The 19,657-nt window shown below is 72.1% G+C and carries 21 protein-coding genes and 3 tRNA genes; 3 read left to right on the top strand and 21 right to left on the bottom strand.

What is annotated here, in order from left to right; genetic code table 11:
- Positions 1-57: 57 nt before the first annotated feature.
- The 5 genes from LIU39_RS11090 to LIU39_RS11070 all read right to left on the bottom strand — a co-directional run bounded on the left by LIU39_RS11090 (position 58) and on the right by LIU39_RS11070 (position 1,482).
- Positions 58-492: a MaoC family dehydratase gene (locus LIU39_RS11090; RefSeq protein ID WP_227046469.1), complete on the bottom strand. Its 435-nt coding sequence runs from the start codon at positions 490-492 to the stop codon at positions 58-60.
- Between the two features lies 1 nt (position 493).
- The gene (locus LIU39_RS11085) at positions 494-949 is read right to left on the bottom strand and encodes a MaoC family dehydratase N-terminal domain-containing protein (protein ID WP_227046468.1); all 456 of its coding nucleotides are present in this window, start codon (positions 947-949) and stop codon (positions 494-496) included.
- An 86-nt stretch (positions 950-1,035) separates the two neighbouring features.
- Positions 1,036-1,200, bottom strand: a complete 165-nt coding sequence (gene rpmG / locus LIU39_RS11080) for a 50S ribosomal protein L33 (RefSeq protein WP_006604855.1) — start codon at positions 1,198-1,200, stop codon at positions 1,036-1,038.
- An 88-nt stretch (positions 1,201-1,288) separates the two neighbouring features.
- A tRNA-Met gene (locus LIU39_RS11075) sits at positions 1,289-1,361 on the bottom strand.
- Positions 1,362-1,409: 48 nt separating this feature from the next.
- Positions 1,410-1,482: transfer RNA gene (locus LIU39_RS11070), tRNA-Thr, on the bottom strand.
- A gap of 181 nt (positions 1,483-1,663) precedes the next feature.
- Between LIU39_RS11070 and LIU39_RS11065 the strand changes: the two genes are divergently transcribed.
- Together LIU39_RS11065 and LIU39_RS11060 are read left to right on the top strand one after the other, a co-directional pair.
- The gene (locus LIU39_RS11065; protein ID WP_227046467.1) at positions 1,664-2,929 is read left to right on the top strand and encodes an amidohydrolase family protein; all 1,266 of its coding nucleotides are present in this window, start codon (positions 1,664-1,666) and stop codon (positions 2,927-2,929) included.
- Between the two features lie 89 nt (positions 2,930-3,018).
- A complete protein-coding gene (locus LIU39_RS11060; protein ID WP_227046466.1) occupies positions 3,019-3,681 on the top strand; it encodes an NAD(P)H-binding protein in 663 nt (220 codons plus the stop codon).
- Between the two features lie 29 nt (positions 3,682-3,710).
- Here LIU39_RS11060 and xylB read toward each other — a convergent pair whose 3' ends face one another.
- The 4 genes from xylB to LIU39_RS11040 form a co-directional block, all read right to left on the bottom strand.
- A complete protein-coding gene (gene xylB, locus LIU39_RS11055; RefSeq protein ID WP_227046465.1) occupies positions 3,711-5,114 on the bottom strand; it encodes a xylulokinase in 1,404 nt (467 codons plus the stop codon).
- Between the two features lie 41 nt (positions 5,115-5,155).
- On the bottom strand, positions 5,156-6,157 hold the full coding sequence (locus tag LIU39_RS11050; RefSeq protein WP_227046464.1) for a zinc-dependent alcohol dehydrogenase family protein: 1,002 nt from the start codon (positions 6,155-6,157) through the stop codon (positions 5,156-5,158).
- Between the two features lie 43 nt (positions 6,158-6,200).
- Complete coding sequence (locus tag LIU39_RS11045; RefSeq protein ID WP_227046463.1) at positions 6,201-7,010, bottom strand: DeoR/GlpR family DNA-binding transcription regulator; 810 nt, start codon at positions 7,008-7,010, stop codon at positions 6,201-6,203.
- 181 nt (positions 7,011-7,191) lie between these two features.
- A tRNA-Tyr gene (locus LIU39_RS11040) sits at positions 7,192-7,273 on the bottom strand.
- 199 nt (positions 7,274-7,472) lie between these two features.
- Between LIU39_RS11040 and LIU39_RS11035 the strand changes: the two genes are divergently transcribed.
- Positions 7,473-7,961, top strand: a complete 489-nt coding sequence (locus LIU39_RS11035) for a YajQ family cyclic di-GMP-binding protein (RefSeq protein ID WP_227046462.1) — start codon at positions 7,473-7,475, stop codon at positions 7,959-7,961.
- A 118-nt stretch (positions 7,962-8,079) separates the two neighbouring features.
- On the opposite strand, the gene LIU39_RS11030 is transcribed toward LIU39_RS11035, so the two are convergent.
- The 12 genes from LIU39_RS11030 to LIU39_RS10975 form a co-directional block, all read right to left on the bottom strand.
- Positions 8,080-8,472, bottom strand: coding sequence for a YccF domain-containing protein (locus tag LIU39_RS11030; protein ID WP_227046461.1), 393 nt, complete (start codon positions 8,470-8,472; stop codon positions 8,080-8,082).
- Between the two features lie 84 nt (positions 8,473-8,556).
- Positions 8,557-9,423, bottom strand: coding sequence for a zinc metalloprotease HtpX (htpX, locus tag LIU39_RS11025; RefSeq protein ID WP_227046460.1), 867 nt, complete (start codon positions 9,421-9,423; stop codon positions 8,557-8,559).
- Between the two features lie 194 nt (positions 9,424-9,617).
- Positions 9,618-11,276, bottom strand: coding sequence for an NADH-quinone oxidoreductase subunit N (locus LIU39_RS11020; RefSeq protein ID WP_227046518.1), 1,659 nt, complete (start codon positions 11,274-11,276; stop codon positions 9,618-9,620).
- A gap of 8 nt (positions 11,277-11,284) precedes the next feature.
- Positions 11,285-12,970 carry a complex I subunit 4 family protein gene (locus tag LIU39_RS11015; RefSeq protein WP_227046459.1) on the bottom strand — a complete coding sequence of 562 codons (1,686 nt, stop codon included), beginning with the start codon at positions 12,968-12,970 and terminating at the stop codon, positions 11,285-11,287.
- A gap of 3 nt (positions 12,971-12,973) precedes the next feature.
- On the bottom strand, positions 12,974-14,890 hold the full coding sequence (locus tag LIU39_RS11010; protein WP_227046458.1) for an NADH-quinone oxidoreductase subunit 5 family protein: 1,917 nt from the start codon (positions 14,888-14,890) through the stop codon (positions 12,974-12,976).
- Positions 14,887-15,261: an NADH-quinone oxidoreductase subunit NuoK gene (nuoK, locus tag LIU39_RS11005; RefSeq protein WP_227046457.1), complete on the bottom strand. Its 375-nt coding sequence runs from the start codon at positions 15,259-15,261 to the stop codon at positions 14,887-14,889. Before nuoK ends, LIU39_RS11010 begins: the two co-directional genes overlap by 4 nt.
- Positions 15,261-15,863, bottom strand: coding sequence for an NADH-quinone oxidoreductase subunit J family protein (locus LIU39_RS11000; RefSeq protein WP_227046456.1), 603 nt, complete (start codon positions 15,861-15,863; stop codon positions 15,261-15,263). The genes nuoK and LIU39_RS11000 overlap by 1 nt, the downstream gene beginning before the upstream one ends.
- Positions 15,860-16,453: a NuoI/complex I 23 kDa subunit family protein gene (locus tag LIU39_RS10995; RefSeq protein WP_227046455.1), complete on the bottom strand. Its 594-nt coding sequence runs from the start codon at positions 16,451-16,453 to the stop codon at positions 15,860-15,862. Before LIU39_RS10995 ends, LIU39_RS11000 begins: the two co-directional genes overlap by 4 nt.
- Positions 16,453-17,415 carry an NADH-quinone oxidoreductase subunit NuoH gene (gene nuoH, locus LIU39_RS10990; RefSeq protein ID WP_227046454.1) on the bottom strand — a complete coding sequence of 321 codons (963 nt, stop codon included), beginning with the start codon at positions 17,413-17,415 and terminating at the stop codon, positions 16,453-16,455. The genes LIU39_RS10995 and nuoH overlap by 1 nt, the downstream gene beginning before the upstream one ends.
- Positions 17,412-18,605, bottom strand: coding sequence for an NADH-quinone oxidoreductase subunit C (locus LIU39_RS10985; protein WP_227046453.1), 1,194 nt, complete (start codon positions 18,603-18,605; stop codon positions 17,412-17,414). The genes nuoH and LIU39_RS10985 overlap by 4 nt, the downstream gene beginning before the upstream one ends.
- Positions 18,602-19,261: an NADH-quinone oxidoreductase subunit B gene (locus LIU39_RS10980; RefSeq protein WP_227046452.1), complete on the bottom strand. Its 660-nt coding sequence runs from the start codon at positions 19,259-19,261 to the stop codon at positions 18,602-18,604. The genes LIU39_RS10985 and LIU39_RS10980 overlap by 4 nt, the downstream gene beginning before the upstream one ends.
- The gene (locus LIU39_RS10975) at positions 19,252-19,656 is read right to left on the bottom strand and encodes an NADH-quinone oxidoreductase subunit A (RefSeq protein WP_227046451.1); all 405 of its coding nucleotides are present in this window, start codon (positions 19,654-19,656) and stop codon (positions 19,252-19,254) included. Before LIU39_RS10975 ends, LIU39_RS10980 begins: the two co-directional genes overlap by 10 nt.
- Between the last annotated feature and the right edge of the window lies 1 nt (position 19,657).

Below are 19,657 nucleotides of genomic sequence, written 5' to 3'. Positions count from 1 at the left end.
CCCAGGGTACGGGGGCGGACCGACAGCGCCGGGCCGGCCGCCCCCTCGGCTGCCGTCTCAGGCGAGGCGGACCACGGCGCGGGACATGCCCAGCACCTTCTGGCCCGCGCTCATCGCGGTGAGGTCGACGCGGACCGTGCGGGCGTCGTCGTCGAGCTTGGCCGCGACCTTGCCGCTGACCTCGATCAGCGCGCCGGTCCCGTCGTTGGGGACGACGACCGGCTTGGTGAAGCGGACGCCGTACTCGGTGACGGCCGCCGGGTCGCCCGCCCAGTCGGTGACCACGCGGGCCGCCTCTGCCATCGTGAACATGCCGTGCGCGATGACGTCCGGAAGCCCGACCTCCTTGGCGAACTTCTCGTTCCAGTGGATCGGGTTGAAGTCGCCCGAAGCACCGGCGTAGCGGACGAGCGTGGCGCGGCTCACCGGGAAGGACTGCGCCGGGAGTTCGGTGCCGACCTCGACGTCGTCGTAGGAGATTTTCGCGGCCATGTCAGCCCTCCTCGGATGCGGCGCGGGCGACCAGCTTGGTGTGGGCGGTCACGACGTGCTCGCCCGCCTCGTCGTGCACTTCACCGCGGATGTCGAGAATGTCGTTGCCCGCCATGGACTTGACCGCCTCGATGGTGGAGGTGACGGTCAGCCGGTCGCCGCTGCGGACCGGGCGGGTATAGGCGAACTTCTGGTCGCCGTGTACCACGCGGCTGTAATCCAGGCCCAGTTGCGGGTCCTCGATCACCTGCCCCGCGGCCTTGAATGTGATCGCAAACACAAAAGTCGGCGGCGCGATCACATCGGGGTGCCCGAGAGCCTTGGCCGCTTCGGTGTCGGTGTAAGCGGGATTGCTGTCACCGATCGCCTCGGCGAATTCGCGGATCTTTTCCCGGCCGACCTCGTACGGATCGGTGGGCGGGTACGTACGACCCACGAATGACTGGTCGAGCGCCATGGCTCGGGACCTCCCTGTACTGCTGTGGTGATAACGCCGTGAGGCCGCCCCCAAGAAATGGGGACGGCCTCACGAACGAGCCTGTGTTATCGCGTCTCGCGGTGCGCGGTGTGCGAGTTGCAACGAGGGCAGTGCTTCTTCATCTCAAGACGGTCCGGGTCGTTACGCCGGTTCTTCTTGGTGATGTAGTTCCGCTCCTTGCACTCCACGCAGGCCAGCGTGATCTTCGGGCGGACGTCTGTGGCAGCCACGTGAGTGCTCCTTGACGGACGGGTGGACGGATGAACGCATAAAAGAGTAGCCGATCGGAGGACCGACCCCACAATCGGCTACTGTCAGTAGCGGTGACCGGACTTGAACCGGTGACACAGCGATTATGAGCCGCTTGCTCTACCGACTGAGCTACACCGCTGTGATGCGAGGGGGCCCTCGCCCGAAGACGAGGTACCTCACACATCAGAGCCCCAATACGGAATCGAACCGTAGACCTTCTCCTTACCATGGAGACGCTCTGCCGACTGAGCTATTGGGGCGAGCGATGAAGACATTACACGGCCCGCAGCCAAACGTGAAATCCGTATCCGGAGGGCGCCCCGGCGGCCTCACGCACCACACCGGTACGACTATTCCGCGCCTGCTCGAAGCACCCCGGGCCGCGCCCTAGGCTCGGACCACGCTGCGTGATCATGCACGCCCGTGCCTTCGAGGAGCGCGATGTCCGACAGCAGTTCACCGCAGCCGCCGCAGCAGCCGGGGAAGCCGGACGGCAGCCCGTCCGCGTGGTCCGAAGAGGGCGCGCTGGTCCTGTGCGGCGCCCGGCTCGCCGACGGCCGCACGGTGGACGTACGGCTCGGCGGCGGACACATCGAGGCGGTCGGCACGGCCGGGGCGCTCGTGCGGCAGGGCCCGCGCGTCGACCTCAACGGCTATCTGCTGCTCCCCGCGCCCGCCGAGCCGCACGCGCACTGCGACACGGCCCTGACGGCGGACTCCGACGGCCCCGCTTCGGACTCCCCCGACGACGTCCAGCGGCGCACCACCGAGGCGGCCCTGCTCCAGCTCGGGCACGGCGCGACCGCCTCCCGCACCCACGTCCGCGTCGGCGGGGTGCGGGGACTGCGTTCCCTGGAGGCGGTGCTCAAGGCCCGCAGGTCGCTGCGCGGGCTCGCCGACCTGGCGGCGGTCGCGGTGCCACGGGTGCTGACCGGGGCCGCCGGGGCGGACGGTCTGGCGATGTTGCGGGACGCCGTGAAGATGGGGGCTTCGGTGATCGGCGGCTGTCCGGATCTCGACCCCGATCCGGCCGGGTACGTCGAGGCCGTCCTGGAGGTCGCCGGGGAACACGGCTGCCCGGTGGACCTGCACACGGACGGGGAGGATCCGGCGCGGCTCGCGCGCTTCGCGGCGATGGCCGGCGGGCTGCGGCCCGGTGTGGCCATCGGGCCGTGCGCCGGGATGGCCCGGATGCCGCGCAGTGTGGCGGCCCGGGTCGCCGAGCAGCTCGCGGCCGCCGACGTCACGGTGATCTGCCTGCCGCAGGGCGACTGCGCCGGTCTGGAGCGGTACGGCTCCCGGGTCGCCAGGCCGGCTCCGGTACGGCTGCTGCGGGCCGCCGGGGTGCGGGTCGCGGCGGGCAGCGGTGCGCTGCGCGACGTGGCCAACCCGGTGGGGCGCGGCGATCCCCTGGAGGCCGCGTATCTGCTGGCGTCTTTGGGCGAGACCAGTCCGGAGGCGGCGTACGAGGCGGTGAGCGGGGCGGCGCGGGCGACGCTGGGGCTGCCCGAGGTGCGGGTCGAGGCGGGCTTTCCCGCGGAGTTGCTGGCCGTACGGGGCGAGCGGATCGCCGGGGTGCTGTCGCTCGCGTACAGCCGGGTCGTGGTGCACCGGGGGCGGGTGGTGGCGCGGACCAGTGCGGTGCGCGAGTACTGCGATTCGGCGGCCGCGGTGGCGCTGGAGCTGCCCCGGCAGTCGCAGCGCTGAGCCGGGCCGCGGCCCGTACGGTGGCGGCGGTGTCGCGCGGTGCACGGTCCAGCCCGTACGCCGCGGCGCCGGGGCGTACGGTCGGCACCATGCGCATTGTCATCGCAGGTGGACATGGTCAGATCGCGCTTCGGCTGGAGCGGTTGCTCGCCGGGCGCGGGGACGAGGTGGCGGGGATCATCCGCCGGCCGGAACAGGCGGGTGACCTGCTGGCGGCGGGGGCCGAACCGGTCGTGTGCGACCTGGAGTCGGCGTCGGTCGAGGACGTGGCACGGCATCTGGCGCAGGCGGACGCCGCCGTCTTCGCCGCGGGCGCGGGCCCCGGCAGCGGCGTGGAGCGCAAGGACAGCGTGGACCGCGGGGCCGCCTCGCTGTTCGCCGACGCGGCGGAGGCGGCCGGTGTGCGCCGCTTCCTGGTCGTCTCGTCGATGGGCGCGGACCGCGGGCCCACGGAGGGCACCGACCCGGTGTTCGCCGCCTACTTGCGGGCCAAGGGCGCGGCGGACGCGGACGTACGGGCCCGCGCCGGGCTCGACTGGACGGTCCTGCGTCCCGGGCGGCTGACGGACACTCCGGGGACCGGCCGCGTCCATCTCGCCGAGGCGACCGGGCGGGCCGATGTGACCCGTGACGACGTGGCGGCCACGCTGGTCGCGCTGCTCGACGAGCCGGGCACGGCGGGCCGGACGCTGGAGCTGGTCAACGGCGATACGCCGGTGGCGGATGCGGTGCGGGCGGTGGCCGGGAGCTGAGCGGTGTGCCCGGCGCGTTCCGCAGGCCGTCAGCCGTACACCGTCGTCCGCGCGCGGGCGTAGTTCTCGCGGATGCGGCGGCCGGTGCCGGGGTCGGCGGGGGCAGGGACGTGGCGGGCGGCGGCGAGCGGCCAGTGGGGCGGTTCGGGGGCGCCCGCCAGGGCCCAGGCGGCCTGCCGGGCGGCGCCGAGCGCGACGTACTCGGCGGGTTCCGGGACGGTGACCGGGGCGCCGAAGATCCCGGCGGCGATCTCCCCGACCACCGGGGCCTTGGCGGCGCCCCCGATGATCAGCACGCGGCGGGTGCCGATGCCCTGGCGGCGCAGCTCGTCCAGGGCATCGGCCATGTTGCACAGCATGCCCTCGACGGCCGCGCGGGCGAGCTGCGGCGGATGCATGTTGGACGTCCGCATGCCCAGCAGACTCCCCGCGGCCTCGGGGAGGTTGGGGGTGCGTTCGCCGCCGAGGTAGGGCAGGTGGACGAGGCCGCCGGCGCCGGGTTCGGACGCGCGGGCGAGCCGGTCGATGTCGGCGAGGCCGGTGCCCAGCAGGCCGGCGGTGGAGCTGAGGACGCGGGCGGCGTTGAGGGTGCAGACCAGGGGCAAGAACCGGCCGGTGGCGTCGGCGAAGCCGGCCACCGCGCCGCTCGGGTCGGCCACCGGGCGCTCGGAGACCGCGAAGGCCGTGCCGCTGGTGCCGAGTGAGACCACCGCGTCGCCCGGCCGCAGGCCGAGCCCGAGCGCGGCGCCCATGTTGTCGCCGGTGCCCGCCGCGACCAGCGCGCCGTGCGGGGTGCGGCCTGCGGCCTCGTACGGGCCGATTACGCGCGGCAGTTGGGGCGTGCGGCCGCCGAGGGCGAGCGCGAGCAGGTCGCGGCGGTAGTCGCCGTCGGCCGGTGACCAGTAGCCGGTGCCGGAGGCGTCGCCGCGGTCGGTGACCGGTGCGGCGGCGCCGCCGGGGCCGCCGCACAGCCGCCAGGTGAGCCAGTCGTGCGGCAGCATCACCTGGGCCGTGCGGTCGGCGGTGCGGGGTTCGTTTTCGGCCAGCCAGCGGAGTTTGGCGACGGTGAGGGCGGCGACCGGTACGGTGCCGACCGCCTGGGCCCACGCGTCCGGGCCGCCCAGCTCCGTGACGAGGTCGTCGGCGGCCCGTGCGGAGCGGGTGTCGTTCCACAACAGGGCGTCGCGCAGCGGCAGTCCGGCCTCGTCGAGCGCCACCAGGCCGTGCTGCTGACCGGCGACCGCGACGGCGTCCACGTCCGCCAGCAGGCCGCCGCCGGCCTCGCACAGGGCCTCCCACCAGGCTTGTGGTGCCACTTCGGTGCCGTCGGGGTGGGCGGCCCTGCCCTGGTGCAGGATCTCTCCGGTGGCGGCGTCGCAGACGACGACCTTGCAGGACTGGGTCGAGGAGTCCACCCCGGCGACTGTCGGCATGACGGTGTTCGCTTCCGTACGGCGGGACGAGGGGCGGGCGTTCAGGCGGCGGTGGGCCGGATCTGGATCTTGCGTCCCGTTCCGTCGCGGAAGGTCTGCAGCGCGGCGGCGAACTCGTCCAGGCCGAAACTGTGCGTGAGCATCGTGTCAGCGTCGATGACGCCCTTGGCCATCAGGTCCACGGCCCGGCCGAAGCTGTGCAGCACCGCCATCGAACCGACGATGGTGATCTCGTCGTTGTAGACCTGGAACGGCGAGAAGGACGCCTTGGCCGCGGACGGCGCGACGCCGAACTGCTGGAAGGTGCCGCCGCGGCGCACCCGCGTCAGTCCGTCCTCGATGACGGGGACGACGCCGGTGCAGTCGATGACGGTCTCCCAGCCCTGCGGCCGGTCCAGCGCGTCCGCGTCGGCACCGGTGGCGTCGGCGCCCAGCCGCTCGGCGACCTGGAGACGGTCCTGGTTGATGTCGACGACCGAGAGGGAGGCGGCGCCCGCGGCCCTGGCCAGCTGGAGCATCATCAGGCCCATCGTGCCGGCGCCGTAGATCAGGTAGTGGTCGCCCAGCCGCCGCGGCAGCACGTCGAAGCCGCGGACCGCGCAGGACAGCGGCTCGATCAGGGTGCCCTGGGCGACGTCCACGCCCGGCGGCAGCCGGTAGCAGTTGGCGGCCGGCACCTTGACGTACTCGGCCATCGCGCCGTCGACGGTGTCCCCGATCGCGCCCCAGTTCTCGCACAGGTTGCCGCGCCCGATCGCGCAGAAGTGGCAGGAGCCGCAGAACAGCGACGGGTCGACGGCGACCTGCTCGCCGGTGCGCAGCCCGGTCACCCCCTCCCCCAGCGCGACGACCTCGCCGGTGAACTCGTGGCCGGGAATGATCGGGTACGGGGTGGGCGCGAACTCGCCCTGGACGATGTGCACATCGGTCCCGCAGATGCCGACGGCGACGGGCGCGACGACGACCTCGCCGGGGCCCGGAGCGGGATCGTCGACCGTGGTGACCGAGTAGTTGCCGGGGGTTTCGATGACGACGGCGCGCATGGTTCGGGCCTTTCTCGTGGGTACGGCTCGGGGTCGCTGAGCGTCAGCTCCGCGGGGTTCGGACACCGGCTTCGCCGGTGCGGATCGCGACGCCGAGGTCCCGCACGGACCGGAGTTCGCTCTCGGGGGCGCCGGCGTCGGTGACCAGCAGGTCGTACCCGCTGACGTCACCGTAGGAATGCGTGGCGGTGCGACCGAACTTGCTGTGGTCGACGGCGAGTACGGCGCGGTCGGCGGCCTGGACATAGGCGCCCTTGTTGTCGGCGTACTCGCGCACCGGGTGGTAGAGCCGGCCGTCGCTGACCGAGGTGGCGGTGACGAAGGCGACGCCGGCCCGGAGGTGTTTCAGCTCACGGCGGGCCTGGGGGCCGGCGCAGGATGCGAAGTCCTCATAGAACCGGTCGCCGAGCAGGGTCACTTCGACCGGCGAGCCGGCCAGCAGGTACGTGACGCGCAGCGAGTTGGTGATCACCCGCAGCCCTTCGATGCCGGCCAGCCTGCGGGCGAGCGGGAAGAGCGTGGAGCCGCAGTCGATCAGGACCGTGCTGCCGGGGGTGACCTCCTCGACGAGCGCGTCGGCGATGGCCTCCTTGGCCGCCATGTTGACGTGCTCACGAAAGCGAAGGGCGCTCTCCATGGTGAGGTTGGGGAAGGCGGTGGCCACTCCCCTGCCCTTGCGCAGCAGTTGGCGTTCGTGGAGGTTGTCGAGATCGCGGTGCATGGTCATCACGCTCACGCCGAGCCGCCCGGCGAGGTCGGCGATGCGGATCTCGCCTTCCTCGGCGACATGGCGCAGCGCCGCTTGGCGGCGCTCCTCCACCTCGGCCTCGGACCCACGACTCGGTCGCCTCACCGGCCGCCCCCTTCGCTTCCCTCGGCGGCCGCGCTCACCGCCGCCCCGACGATAGAACATCACACACTTTATGTGAACCTCTGGGGAATATCTGAGAACGTTCACGGGCCAGGGATCGCTCGGCCACAACGAAAAGACCCCCGTTCTACGTTTCCGTAGAACGGGGGTCTTTCCTTACCTGTGGCGGCGCCAGGATTCGAACCTGGGAAGGCGAAGCCGGCAGATTTACAGTCTGCTCCCTTTGGCCGCTCGGGCACACCGCCAGGGTTTGCTGCCGGGAGTTCCGCTGTGGGGCGGTGCTCTGTGGCAACGACGTAAACCATACCCGATGGCTGGGGGTGCTTCGCCACTCGATTACCCCTGACGGGATCGCGGGCGGCGGGGGCGCCTCCTCTAGGCTGGCGGGGCGGTCCGGATCGGACCGCTTCCCTGACGGATCTACGTACGAGGAGCCAACTCAACATGGCCGACTCCAGTTTCGACATCGTCTCGAAGGTCGAGCGGCAGGAGGTCGACAACGCCCTCAATCAGGCCGCCAAGGAGATCTCGCAGCGCTACGACTTCAAGGGCGTGGGCGCGTCGATCGAGTGGTCCGGCGAGAAGATCGAAATGCGGGCCAACGCCGAGGAGCGGGTGAAGGCCGTACTCGACATCTTCCAGTCCAAGCTCGTCAAGCGCGGGATCTCGCTGAAGGCGCTGGACGCCGGTGAGCCGCAGGCGTCGGGCAAGGAGTACAAGATCTTCGCCTCCATCGAGGAGGGGATCTCGCAGGACAACGCGAAGAAGGTCGCCAAGATCATCCGCGATGAGGGCCCGAAGGGTGTCAAGGCGCAGGTGCAGGGCGACGAGCTGCGGGTCAGCTCGAAGAGCCGGGACGACCTGCAGTCGGTGCAGCAGCTGCTCAAGGGCAAGGACCTGGACTTCGCGATCCAGTTCGTGAACTACCGGTAGTCGTTGCCCGACAGTGGCGCACGGCCTTCGGGCCGGGCCGTCGGAGGTGTGACCGGGTGGGGCGGTGTGCCGTGGGCACACCGCCCCACCGGCGTTGGGGACGGGGTGGGGCGGTGCCTCAGCGAGTGGCGAAAGGCCGGTCGGTGGGGACGATGTCGCGGCCGAGCGGCATCAGGGATATCGGGATCATCTTGAAGTTGGCGATGCCGAACGGGATGCCGATGATCGTCACGCAGAGCGCGAGGCCGGTGACGATGTGGCCCAGGGCCAGCCACCAGCCCGCGAAGATGATCCAGATGACGTTGCCGAGCGCCGAGCCTGCGCCCGCGTCGTGTCGTTCGACGGTGGTGCGGCCGAAGGGCCACAGCGCGTAGCCGGCTATCCGGAAGGACGCGATGCCGAACGGGATCGTGATGATCAGGATGCAGCAGACGATGCCCGCGGCGACGTAACCGAGCGCCAGCCAGAGGCCGCTCAGAACCAGCCAGATGACGTTGAGGATGAACTTCATGATCGACAGCCTTCCACGGGCGGAGCGGAGAGTGGGTCCTTCCTCCTGGACGCGTGGATGGTGGTGAGACGTTGCGTGGGTGCGTCAGGGGCGGGGGCCCGCCATGCGTTCGAGACGGGCGATGCGTTCGCGCATCGGGGGGTGGGTGGAGAAGAGCTTCGCCATGCCCTCGCCCGCTCGGAAAGGGTTGGCGATCATCATGTGGCTCGCCGTCTCCAGACGCGGCTCCGGGGGGAGCGGGAGTTGCTGGGTACCTGTTTCGAGCTTACGCAGGGCCGAGGCGAGGGCCAGCGGGTCGCCGGTGAGCTGGGCGCCCGATGCGTCGGCCTGGTACTCGCGGGAGCGGCTGACGGCCAGCTGGATCAGGGAGGCGGCCAGCGGCCCCAGGATCATGATCAACAGCATTCCCACTATGCCGGGGCCCTCGTCATCGTCGTCGGAGCGGCCCACGGGGATCAGCCAGGCGAAGTTCACCAGGAACATCACCACGGACGCGAGCGCTCCCGCGACGGAGGAGATGAGGATGTCGCGGTTGTAGACGTGGCTCAGCTCGTGCCCGATGACGCCGCGCAGTTCGCGTTCGTCCAGGAGCTGGAGGATGCCGTCGGTGCAGCAGACCGCGGCGTTGCGGGGATTGCGGCCGGTGGCGAAGGCGTTCGGGGCCTGGGTCGGGGAGAGGTAGAGGCGCGGCATGGGCTGCCGGGCGGCCGTCGACAGCTCGCGGACCATGCGGTAGAGCGCGGGGGCCTCGAATTCGCTGACCGGGCGGGCGCGCATGGCCCGCAGCGCCAGCTTGTCGCTGTTCCAGTACGCGTAGGCGTTCGTTCCCAGCGCGACGAGCACGGCGATGATCAGGCCCGTACGGCCGAACAGGCTGCCGATGACGATGATGAGGGCGGACAGTCCCCCGAGGAGTACGGCGGTCCTGAGCCCGTTGTGCCGGCGGTGCACGGTACGCCCTCCAAGCGATGCGGCAGGGGATCCCTGTGCTGCGTTTCTCCACTCTCCGGTGGACCCTTACTCACTGGTCAACGCGAGATGGGGAAGGCAGGTTCCCTGGTGCCCGGGGCGCGGGCCCGGGTGGCACCGGCGTGCGGCAGGGCCGGAGGCGCTGTGCGCCGGAGAGGGCTCTGACGACACGCGCCCTAGAGGAGCGCGCCCGAGGCGAAGCGGAGGACGAGCTGCGGGGCGCCGGAGAGGGCGATGCCGAGGAGGGTGGCGAGGGCGATGGCGGCGGAGAGCGGGGCCGGGATCCTGGCGGGCTGCGGGCGGACGGGCTGTGGGGCCCCGGTGTCCGGGGCGGTCGCCGGGTCCGTGGCCGTGCGGCGGCCGCCGTCCGTGGGGATGCGGGGACCGGCGGCCGGGCCGTGGCCGGTGGCGGCTGCGGGTGCGTCCGCCGTCTCCGCGTGCTCCGTGACGCCGTGGAAGAGGACGGCGGTCCAGCGGAGGTAGTAGTAGAGCGCGATCACGACGTTGACGGCCATGATCACGGCGAGCCAGCCGAGGCCCGCGTCGACGGCCGCCGAGAAGACCGTGACCTTGGCGAACAGGCCGATGACGCCCGGCGGCAGGCCGGCCAGGCACAGGAGGAAGAAGCCGAGGGCGAGCGCCGCCAGGGGGCGCTGGGCGTACAGGCCCCGGTAGTCGGTGATCCGGTTGGCGGGGCGGGTGCGGGCCACCAGGGCGGCGACGGCGAAGGCGCCGAGGTTCACGGCCGCGTACATCAGGGCGTAGGCCACGGTCGAGCCGATGGCGTGCGCCGGGTCGTCGGCGTATCCGGCGGCCGCGATCGGCACCAGGAGGTAGCCGGCCTGGCCGACGGACGACCAGGCGAGCAGGCGGACGGCGCTGTGCGCACGGTCCGGGTTCTGGCGGAGGGCGGCGACGTTGCCGACGGTCATGGTGAGCGCGGCGAGTACGGCCAGCGCCGGGCCCCAGACGTCCGCGTACGAGGGGAAGCCCTTGACCGTGACCAGGATGAGGCCCGAGAAGCCGACGGCCTTGCCGACGACGGACAGGTAGGCGGCGATGGGGAGCGGGGCGCCCACGTAGGTGTCGGGCACCCAGAAGTGGAACGGGACGGCCGCGGTCTTGAAGGCGAAGCCGACGAGGGTGAGGGCGACGCCTGCGCTCGCGAGGGTGGCCAGGCGGGGGTCGGGGAGCGCGGAGAGAGTGTGGGCCACCCGGGACAGGTGCAGGCTGCCGGTGGCGGCGTACAGGAAGCTGACGCCGAGCAGCATCACGGCGGTGGCGGCGACCGACGAGAGGAAGAACTTGAGGGCGGCCTCGGAGGAGAGCCGGTCGTCGCGGCGCAGGCCGACCAGCGCGAAGGCGGGCAGCGAGGCGACTTCGAGGGCGATGACGAGGGTCGCGAGGTCGCGGGACGCGGGCAGCAGGGCCGCACCGGCCGCGGAGGACAGCAGCAGGAACCAGTACTCGCCTGCGGGCAGTCCGTGGTCCTTGACGGTGTCGATGGACAGCAGGGCGGTCAGCAGCGCGCCGGCGATCACCAGGAACTGGATGACCAGGGCGAACGGGTCGGCCGCGTAGCTGCACACGTCGGGGTGGCCGGTGAGGCAGAAGGTGCGGCGGTCGCCGTTCAGGAGGGGCAGCAGGGACAGCGCGGCGACGGCGAGGCCGGCCACCGCGATCCAGCCCAGCAGCGGCTTCCTGGCCGCGGGGAGGAAGAGGTCGGCGACGAGCACCACCAGGGCGACGGCCGCGGTCAGGGCGGGCGGCGCGATGGCGAGCCAGTCGACGGACTGCACCAGAGAGGCCACCGGGTCCGCGGCCAACGAGGTCATCGGGCTCATCACTTACCGCCTCCGAGGAGCTGCTGGACGGCCGGGTCGGTGAGGCCGATGAGGGCCGCGGGCCACAGTCCCGCGAGGACGGTGAGGACGGCGAGGGGGGTCCAGGCCGCGTATTCGTAGCGCGCGAGGTCGGGGATGACAGGGAGGCGCGGCGCGTCGGCGGGGCGCCCGGTGGCGGGCCGGGTGTCCGGCGCGCCCTGGTGACCGGCGGTTGCTTCGGCGTCGGTGGCGGTGCCCTCCTCGACCGCTGCGGTGGACTCCGCGACGTCCGGCGTGCCGCCCATGCAGATGCGGCGGACGACGAGCAGCAGGTAGGCGGCGGTCAGCAGGGTGCCGATGCCGGCCAGCACCATGAACGTCAGGAAGGCGGGGCGGCTGAGCCCTGCGGTCGGCCGGAAGGCGCCGAACATGGCGAGCATCTCGCCCCAGAAACCGGCCAGTCCCGGGATGCCGAGGGAGGCGACGGCGGCGAACGCGAGCAGGCCGCCGAAGCGGGGTGCCTTGCCGTAGAGGGCGGCGCCCGTGGCGCCGGCGAGGGTGTCGATGTCGGTGCTGCCGTAACGGTCCTTGAGGGCGCCGACCAGGAAGAAGAGCAGGCCGGTGATGAGGCCGTGGGCGATGTTGGCGAACAGCGCGCCGTTGACGCCGGTGGGGGTCATGCTGGCGATGCCGAGCAGGACGAAGCCCATGTGGCCGACGGAGCTGTAGGCGATCAGCCGTTTGAGGTCGCCCTTGGCGCCCTTGCGGACGAGGGCGAGGCAGGCGAGCGACCCGTAGATGATGCCGACGGCGGCGAGAGCCGCGAGGTACGGGGCGAAGGTGTGCATGCCCTCGGGAGCGATCGGCAGCGCGATCCGCACGAAGCCGTACGTGCCCATCTTCAGCAGCACACCGGCCAGCAGCACGGAGCCGACGGTGGGGGCCGCGGTGTGCGCGTCCGGCAGCCAGCTGTGCAGCGGCCACAGCGGGGATTTGACGGCCAGTCCGATGCCGATCGCGAGCACCGCGACGAGCTGGACGGTGTGGCTGAGCTGGGACTTCGGGCCGTTGTCAGTGGCGAGTGCCACCATGTCGAAGGTGCCGGATTTCACGCCGATGAGGAGGAGGCCGAGCAGCATCACGACCGAGCCGAGCAGCGTGTAGAGGATGAACTTCCAAGCCGCCGCCTGCTTCTGCGTACCGCCCCAGCGGGCGATGAGGAAGTACATCGGGATGAGGACCATCTCGAAGGCCAGGAAGAACAGGACCAGATCGAGGACGGCGAAGGTGGCGAGGGTGCCGGACTCCAGGAGAAGCAGCAGGGCGACAAATGCCTTGGGTGACGGGCCCGCAGGCATCTTGAAGTAGCTGTAGAGCGCGCAGAGGAAGGTCAGCAGCGCGGTCAGGACGACAAGGGGGAGCGAGATGCCGTCGACGCCGAGATGGATGCGGATGTCGAGCGCCGGGATCCAGCTGATGTCGGTGGTGGCCTGCATACGGGCCGGGTGGTCGTGGTCGAAGCCGATCGCCAGCGCGACGGCCGCGGCGAGGACGACGCCGGTGACGGTGACGCCGTGGCGCAGGACAGCCTGGTCGGGACCGCGGCCCCGCAGGCCGGGGGGAGCGGGCAGCAAGGCGCCTGCCGCGCCCAGGAGGGGGAGCACGATGAGGGCCGCGAGGAGGATCTGCATAGCGGTGTGATTCATGGCTCAGGCTCCCGTGCCCGTAGCGACGAGGACGGCGGCGACGGCCAGCAGGAGCGAGCCCGCGAGCAGCGCGCCTAGGTAGGTCTGCACGTTGCCGGTCTGGGCGCGGCGGACGGCGGCCCCCAGCCAGCGGGGTGCGGTCCCGGCGGCGCGGACGTAGGTGTCGACGACCTCGCGGTCGAGGAAGCGGACGAGCGTGGCGGCGGCCCGTACGGGCCGGACGAACAGCGTGGAGTAGACGGTGTCGAGGTGGAAGCCGGCGGCCGCGTGGCGGTGCAGCGGGCCGAGCAGGAGCCGGCCGGGGTCGGCGTCCGGGGCGACGGCGGCCGCGCCGACGGGGGTGCGGGCGGCCATCGCGGTGGTGTGCCGCCAGGTCGCGTAGGTGACCAGGCCGCCGACGAGGGCGAGGCCGGTGCCCAGGACGGAGGTGGTGAGGGTCGGTGCGAGGGAGCGTCCGTCGAACCAGTGGGGCAGGAAGGGGGCGGCCAGGCCGAAGGCGGCGGTGGGGACGAAGAGGACCCACAGCACGGCGTTCATGGCGAGAGGCCGAGGGCCGCGGTCCGGCGCTTCGGGGCCGCTGCCCCGGAAGGCCAGCAGCCACAGGCGGGTGGCGTAGCCGGCGGTGAGGAGGGCGGCGATCAGCCCGGAGACCAGCACCGTCCAGCCGGCGGCGCCGGGGATGCCGTGTGCTTCACCGGTGGCGGCGTGCTCGGCGGCGCCGAGCACGGCTTCCTTGGAGAAGAAGCCGGCGAACGGCGGGATGGCGGCGAGGGCGAGCAGCGCGACGGTGACGGTCCAGTAGGCGTCGGGGATGCGCCGGGCAAGGCCGCCCATGCGGGACATGGCGGCCAGCGAATTGGTGCCGGCGGCGTGGATGATCACGCCGGCGCCGAGGAAGAGCAGGGCCTTGAACGCGCCGTGCGACAGGAGGTGGAAGACGGCGGCACCGCGGTCGCCGACGGCCAGTGCGCCGGTCATGTAGCCGAGTTGGCCGACGGTCGAATAGGCCAGTACGCGCTTGATGTCGTCCTGGGCCAGCGCGGCCAGACCGGAGCCGATCATGGTGATCGCGGCCATGACGGCGAGGACCACCATCGCCGCGGCGGAGGCGGCGAAGACGGGGAGGAGGCGGGCCACGACATAGACGCCGGCGGCCACCATCGTCGCGGCGTGGATGAGCGCCGAGACGGGCGTCGGGCCGGCCATCGCGTCCGGGAGCCAGGTGTGCAGCGGGAACTGCGCCGACTTGCCGGCGACACCGGCCAGCAGCAGCAGGGCGATCAGCGTCGGGTGGTCGAGGCCGTCCCGGGCCACCGAGCTGATGATGCCGGTGATGCGGAAGGTGCCGGTGTCGGCGGCCAGCGCGAAGATGCCGAAGAGGAAGGGGACGTCGCCGAGCTTGGTGACGAGGAACGCCTTGAGGGAGGCGGCGCGGGCGGCCTCGGTCTCCCAGTAGTGGCCGACGAGGAAGTACGAGCAGATGCCCATGACTTCCCAGCCGACCAGCAGCACCATCAGGTCGCCGGTGTAGACGACCAGCAGCATCGCGGAGGTGAACAGCGAGACCAGTGCGGCGTAGGAGGGGTAGCGCGGGTCGTCGCGCAGATAGCCGGTGGAGTAGATCTGCACGCAGGTCGCGACGACCCCGACGAGGACGGCGATCAGCGCGGCGAAGCCGTCGACGTGCAGGGCCAGGTCGATCGGGACGGAGCCGGTCGGGGTGAGCCGGGTGGCGACGTCGGTGGCCGTGCCGCCGCCCTGGCCGACGGCGACGGCGATGGCGAGCGCGGCGGCGGCGAGCGTCGGCAGGACGGCCAGCGGGCGGACGAAGCCGGGGGCGCGCCGACCGAGGAGCAGGCCCGCGGCCGCCCCGAGGAACGGCAGGAGGGGGACGAGGACGGCGGTGGTCGTGAGCGTCACGCGGTGGCCTCCGCCTTGGTGTCCGGCTGCGGCTGCGGCGGAACGGCGGCGTCCGCGTCGCCGGGAGTCTCGGCGAGGTCGCGCAGCCGGTCGATGTCTGCGGTGCCGCGGTTGCGGTGTACGAGCAGCACGATCGCCAGGCCGATGCCGATCTCGGCAGCGGCGACGGCGATGGTGAAGAGGGTCAGCGCCTGGCCCGCGTGCAGGGTGTCGCGCAGCCAGACGTCGAAGGCGACGAGGTTGAGGTTGACGGCGTTGAGCATCAGCTCGACGGACATCAGCATCAGGATCGCGTTGCGGCGGGCGAGCACGCCGTACAGGCCGGTGCAGAAGAGGAGGACGGCGAGGACGGCCGGGTAGGCGAGATGCATCAGCGCTGCTCCTCTCGCGGGGCGCGGGCCGTGGCTGCGCCGGGGGCCGGGGCGGCCGGCGGCGCTTCGGGGTTCCTGCGGGACAGCACGATCGCGCCGACCAGCGCGGCGAGCAGCAGGACGGACAGCGCTTCGAAGGGCAGCACCCAGTACTGGAAGAGGGTGCGCCCGGAGGCTTCGGTGCTGCCCTGGGCGGCGCCGCCCAGGGTGATCCAGGTGGCGCGGAAGGCGTCGACGACCACCCACACCAGGGCGGCCGCGGAGGCGACGGCGACGGCGAGCGCGGCCCGGCGGTTGCCCGAATCGGCGTCCGGGGAGCGGCCGATGGGGGCCTTGGTGAGCATCAGCCCGAAGAGGAGGAGGACGACGACGGAACCGACGTAGATCAGTACCTGCACCCAGGCGATGAACTCCGCCGTCAGCAGCAGGTATTCGACGGCGATGCCGCCGAGGGCGACGACCAGCCACAGGGCGGCGTGCACCAGCTGCCGGGTGGTGACCGTGATGAGGGCCGCGCCGAACGTGACGATGCCGACGAGGACGAACGCGATCTCCACGCCGGAGGGCGTCAGGAAGCCGTGGCTTGCGGCGGCGAGCGTCACGATCCCTCCTCGGGGGGCACGGCGGCCTGTGCCGCGGCCTCCTGGGCGGCGAGTTTGTCGGCCGCCTTACGGGCGGCCGCGAGTTCCTTGGGTTCCTCGGCCGCCGGGTCGAGCGCGGGCGGTTCGGGCACGGTCCACATCCACTCGCGGAGCTTGTCGCGCTCGTGGGTCAGCTCGTGGATGTCCGTCTCGGCGTACTCGAACTCCGGTGACCAGAAGAGCGCGTCGAACGGGCAGACCTCGATGCAGATACCGCAGTACATGCAGAGCGAGAAGTCGATGGCGAAGCGGTCCAGGACGTTGCGGCTGCGCTCGCGGCCTCCGGGGGCGGCGGGCGGCACCGTCTCCTTGTGGGAGTCGATGTAGATGCACCAGTCCGGGCATTCGCGGGCGCACAGCATGCAGACCGTGCAGTTCTCCTCGAACAGCCCGATGACGCCGCGGGTGCGCGGCGCGAGGTCGGGCTGGACGTCGGGGTACTGGGCGGTGACCGTCCGCTTCGTCATCGTCCGGAGGGTGACGGCCAGGCCCTTCGCCAGACCGGAACCGGGGAATCCGGACGTGCGCTGGTGCTGCTTGTCCGCGGCCATCAGGAGATCACCACCTTGATGACGCCGGTGAGGGCGATCTGAGCGAGGGCGAGCGGGATCAGGGCGGTCCAGGCGAGCTTCTGCAACTGGTCCTCGCGCAGCCGCGGGTAGGTGACCCGCAGCCAGATGACGACGAAGGCGAGGACCACGGTCTTCAGCACCATCCACAGCCAGCCGAGGCCCGCGGCGCCGAACGGGCCGTGCCACCCGCCGAGGAAGAGGACCGAGGTCAGGGCGCAGAGCACGACGATGCCCGCGTACTCGGCGAGCAGGAAGAGCGCGAACCGCAGGCCGGTGTACTCGGTGTACGCGCCGAAGATGATCTCCGAGTCGGCAACCGGCATGTCGAACGGCGGCCGCTGCAGCTCGGCGAGACCGGCCACGAAGAAGACCACTCCGCCGACGATCTGCCACGGCACCCACCACCAGTGGAAGCCCTCCAGAATGCCGGGCAGCGAGAGCGTGCCCGCCGCCATCGCGACCGAGGCCGCGGCGAGCAGCATCGGCAGTTCGTACGCGAGCAGCTGGGCAGCCGTGCGCAGGCCGCCGAGCAGCGAGAACTTATTGGCGGACGCCCAGCCCGCCATGATCGAGCCGAGGACGCCGACACCCATCACGGCGAGCACGAAGAAGATGCCCGCGTCGAGGTCACGCCCGACGGTGTGCGGCCCGAGCGGGATGGCGGCGAGCACCAGGAGGTACGGCAGCAGGGCGACGGCCGGCGCGAGCTGGAAGACCCGCCGGTCGGCGCCCGCCGGGACGATGTCCTCCTTCTGCGCGAACTTCACGCCGTCGGCGACCAGCTGCGCCCACCCGTGGAACCCGCCCGCGTACATCGGCCCGAGCCGGCCCTGCATGTGGGCCATGACCTTGTGCTCGGTCTGCCCGATGACCAGGGGGAAGACGAGGAAGGCGACGAAGATGGCGAGCAGGCGCACCACGATGTCGAGAACGTCGCTCATGGGGTGTCACCTCCTGCTGCCGGGTTCTGGTCCTGGTCCCGGGGTGCTTCGTCTGTGGAGCCGTCGGGCCGGGGGCCGTCCTTCGGGGCCGCGTCCTCCGGAGCACGTCGCGGCTCGCTCCGTTCCGGTTCGGAGGCGTCGCCTTCCGGTTTCGCCGCGCCCCGCTCCGGTTTCGCCTCGTCGCGTTGCGGTTCGGCGGAGGCCGGGCGCGCGTGGTGCCAGGGGGCGTCCCCGGACGTCGCGTCCTTGGCCGGGGCGGGAGCCGCCTTCGGCGCGTCCGGCGTCGTCGTCGCGTCCGGCGTCGTCGGCGCGTCCGGCGTCGTCGTCGCGTCCGGCGTCGTCGTCGCGTCCGGCGTCGTCGTCGCGTCGGGTGTCGTCGCCTCGCCCGCCGCCCGCTGGCCAGCCGAGCCCGCGCTCGCCGTGCGGGTACGCCGCGCCGGGCGCTCGCCCGCGGCCGCCGCACCGGCACCGCCTGCCGCACGGGCACCACCGGCCGCGCGGGCGCCTCCCGCCGCACGCGCACCGCGTGCGGGACGGGCCGGAGCCGGCGGCAACTGGCCCTTGAGCGGGCCCCATTCGTTCGGGTCGGGGACGCCGGGCGGCAGCATCTGCCGCCGCTTCGGGCCGCCGTGCTCGGATTCGCCCGGCTCCTTGGCGCCCGGCCACGCCTTGGCCACCCGCGCCGCCAGCACGAAGTCCTTGCGCAGCGGGTGGCCCTCGAAGCTGTCCGGGAGGAGCAGCGGTACGAGGTGCGGATGGCCGGTGAAGTCCACACCGAACATCTCGTGCGTCTCGCGCTCGTGCCAGGCGGCGCCCGCGTACACGTCAATGGCGGTGGGCAGCGCGGCGGCCTCGTGCGGCACGGTCGTACGGACGAGCAGCCGGCGGACGGTTCCCGGGCGGGACACGTCCGCCACGTGTGCGCAGACGCGGAAGCCGGTGCCGGGCTCGTCGACGGCGCTCAGCCAGTCGAAGTAGCGGCAGCCGAGGTCGTCGCGGGCGGCGGTCAGCGCGGCGGTCCAGCTGTCGGCCGGGACGTCCACGGTCAGCAGGTCGTACGCCAGCTCCGCGGTGGCTCCGGCGCCGAAGATCCGGCTCGCGGGCCGCGGCAGCCAGCCGACCAGGGGCTCTTCGGGCTGCCCGGCCGTCCCGTCCTGCTCCTCCGGCACCTCGGGCTGCTGCTCACTCATCGCGGGTCCTCCCCCGGCGTGCCGTCGGCCGGCGCCGGCGGTGCCACCAGGCCGCTGCGCAGCGCGGCCGCCGACGGGCCGGTGCGCGGCGCGCCGGACCCGGTCGCGTACCGCTCGCCCAGCGACTCGCGCGCGATCTTCTCCTGAAGCTTGAGGATGCCCTGCAACAGCGCCTCCGGGCGCGGCGGGCAGCCCGGTACGTACACGTCCACCGGGATGATCTGGTCGACGCCCTTGGTGACCGAGTACGAATCCCAGTAGGGGCCGCCGCAGTTGGAGCAGGCGCCGAAGGAGATCACGTACTTCGGCTCGGGCATCTGCTCGTACAGCCGCTTGACGGCGGGCGCCATCTTGTCGGTGACCGTGCCGGAGACGACCATCAGGTCGGCCTGGCGCGGGCCCGGCGCGAACGGGATGACGCCGAGCCGGATGAAGTCGTGCCGCGCCATGGACGCGGCGATGAATTCGATGGCGCAGCAGGCGAGGCCGAAGTTGAAGACCCACAGGCTGTAGCGGCGGCCCCAGTTGAGGACCACCTTCATCGGTTCGGGCGCGAGGCGGGCCAGCGTACCCAGGCGGCGCGGCATCGGCAGGTACTCCGGGGCGGGGCCCTCGGGACCGTTCGCCGGGCCTTCGGATGCGGGGGTCACGTCCATTCCAGGACGCCCTTCTTCCATGCGTAGAGCAGGCCGACGGTGAGGAAGCCGAGGAAGACGAACATCTCCACGAGCGTGACGCCGCCGAAGCCGGGGGCGGCGAAGACCGTCGCCCAGGGGAACAGGAAGATCGAGTCGACGGCGAAGATCACGTAGAGGAAGGCGTAGACGTAGTAGCGGACCTGGGTGTGCGCCCAGCCCTCACCGACCGGGTCCACACCGCATTCGTACGTCAGCAGCTTCTCGGGGGTCGGCACCACGGGCCGCAGCAGCCGCCCCGCCCCGAATGCCACGGCAACGAAGAGGACACCGACGACGGCGACGAGGCCGACGAACGAGTACCCCTGGAAATAGTCCGCGGCGCTGATGGTGCGCACGGTCGTGTCGTCCGGCACG

Source organism: Streptomyces pinistramenti, from assembly GCF_020564935.1.
Taxonomy (GTDB): domain Bacteria; phylum Actinomycetota; class Actinomycetes; order Streptomycetales; family Streptomycetaceae; genus Streptomyces; species Streptomyces pinistramenti.
The sequence above is the reverse complement of the archived record's forward strand: the minus strand, read 5'-3'. Positions and strand labels throughout refer to the sequence as shown.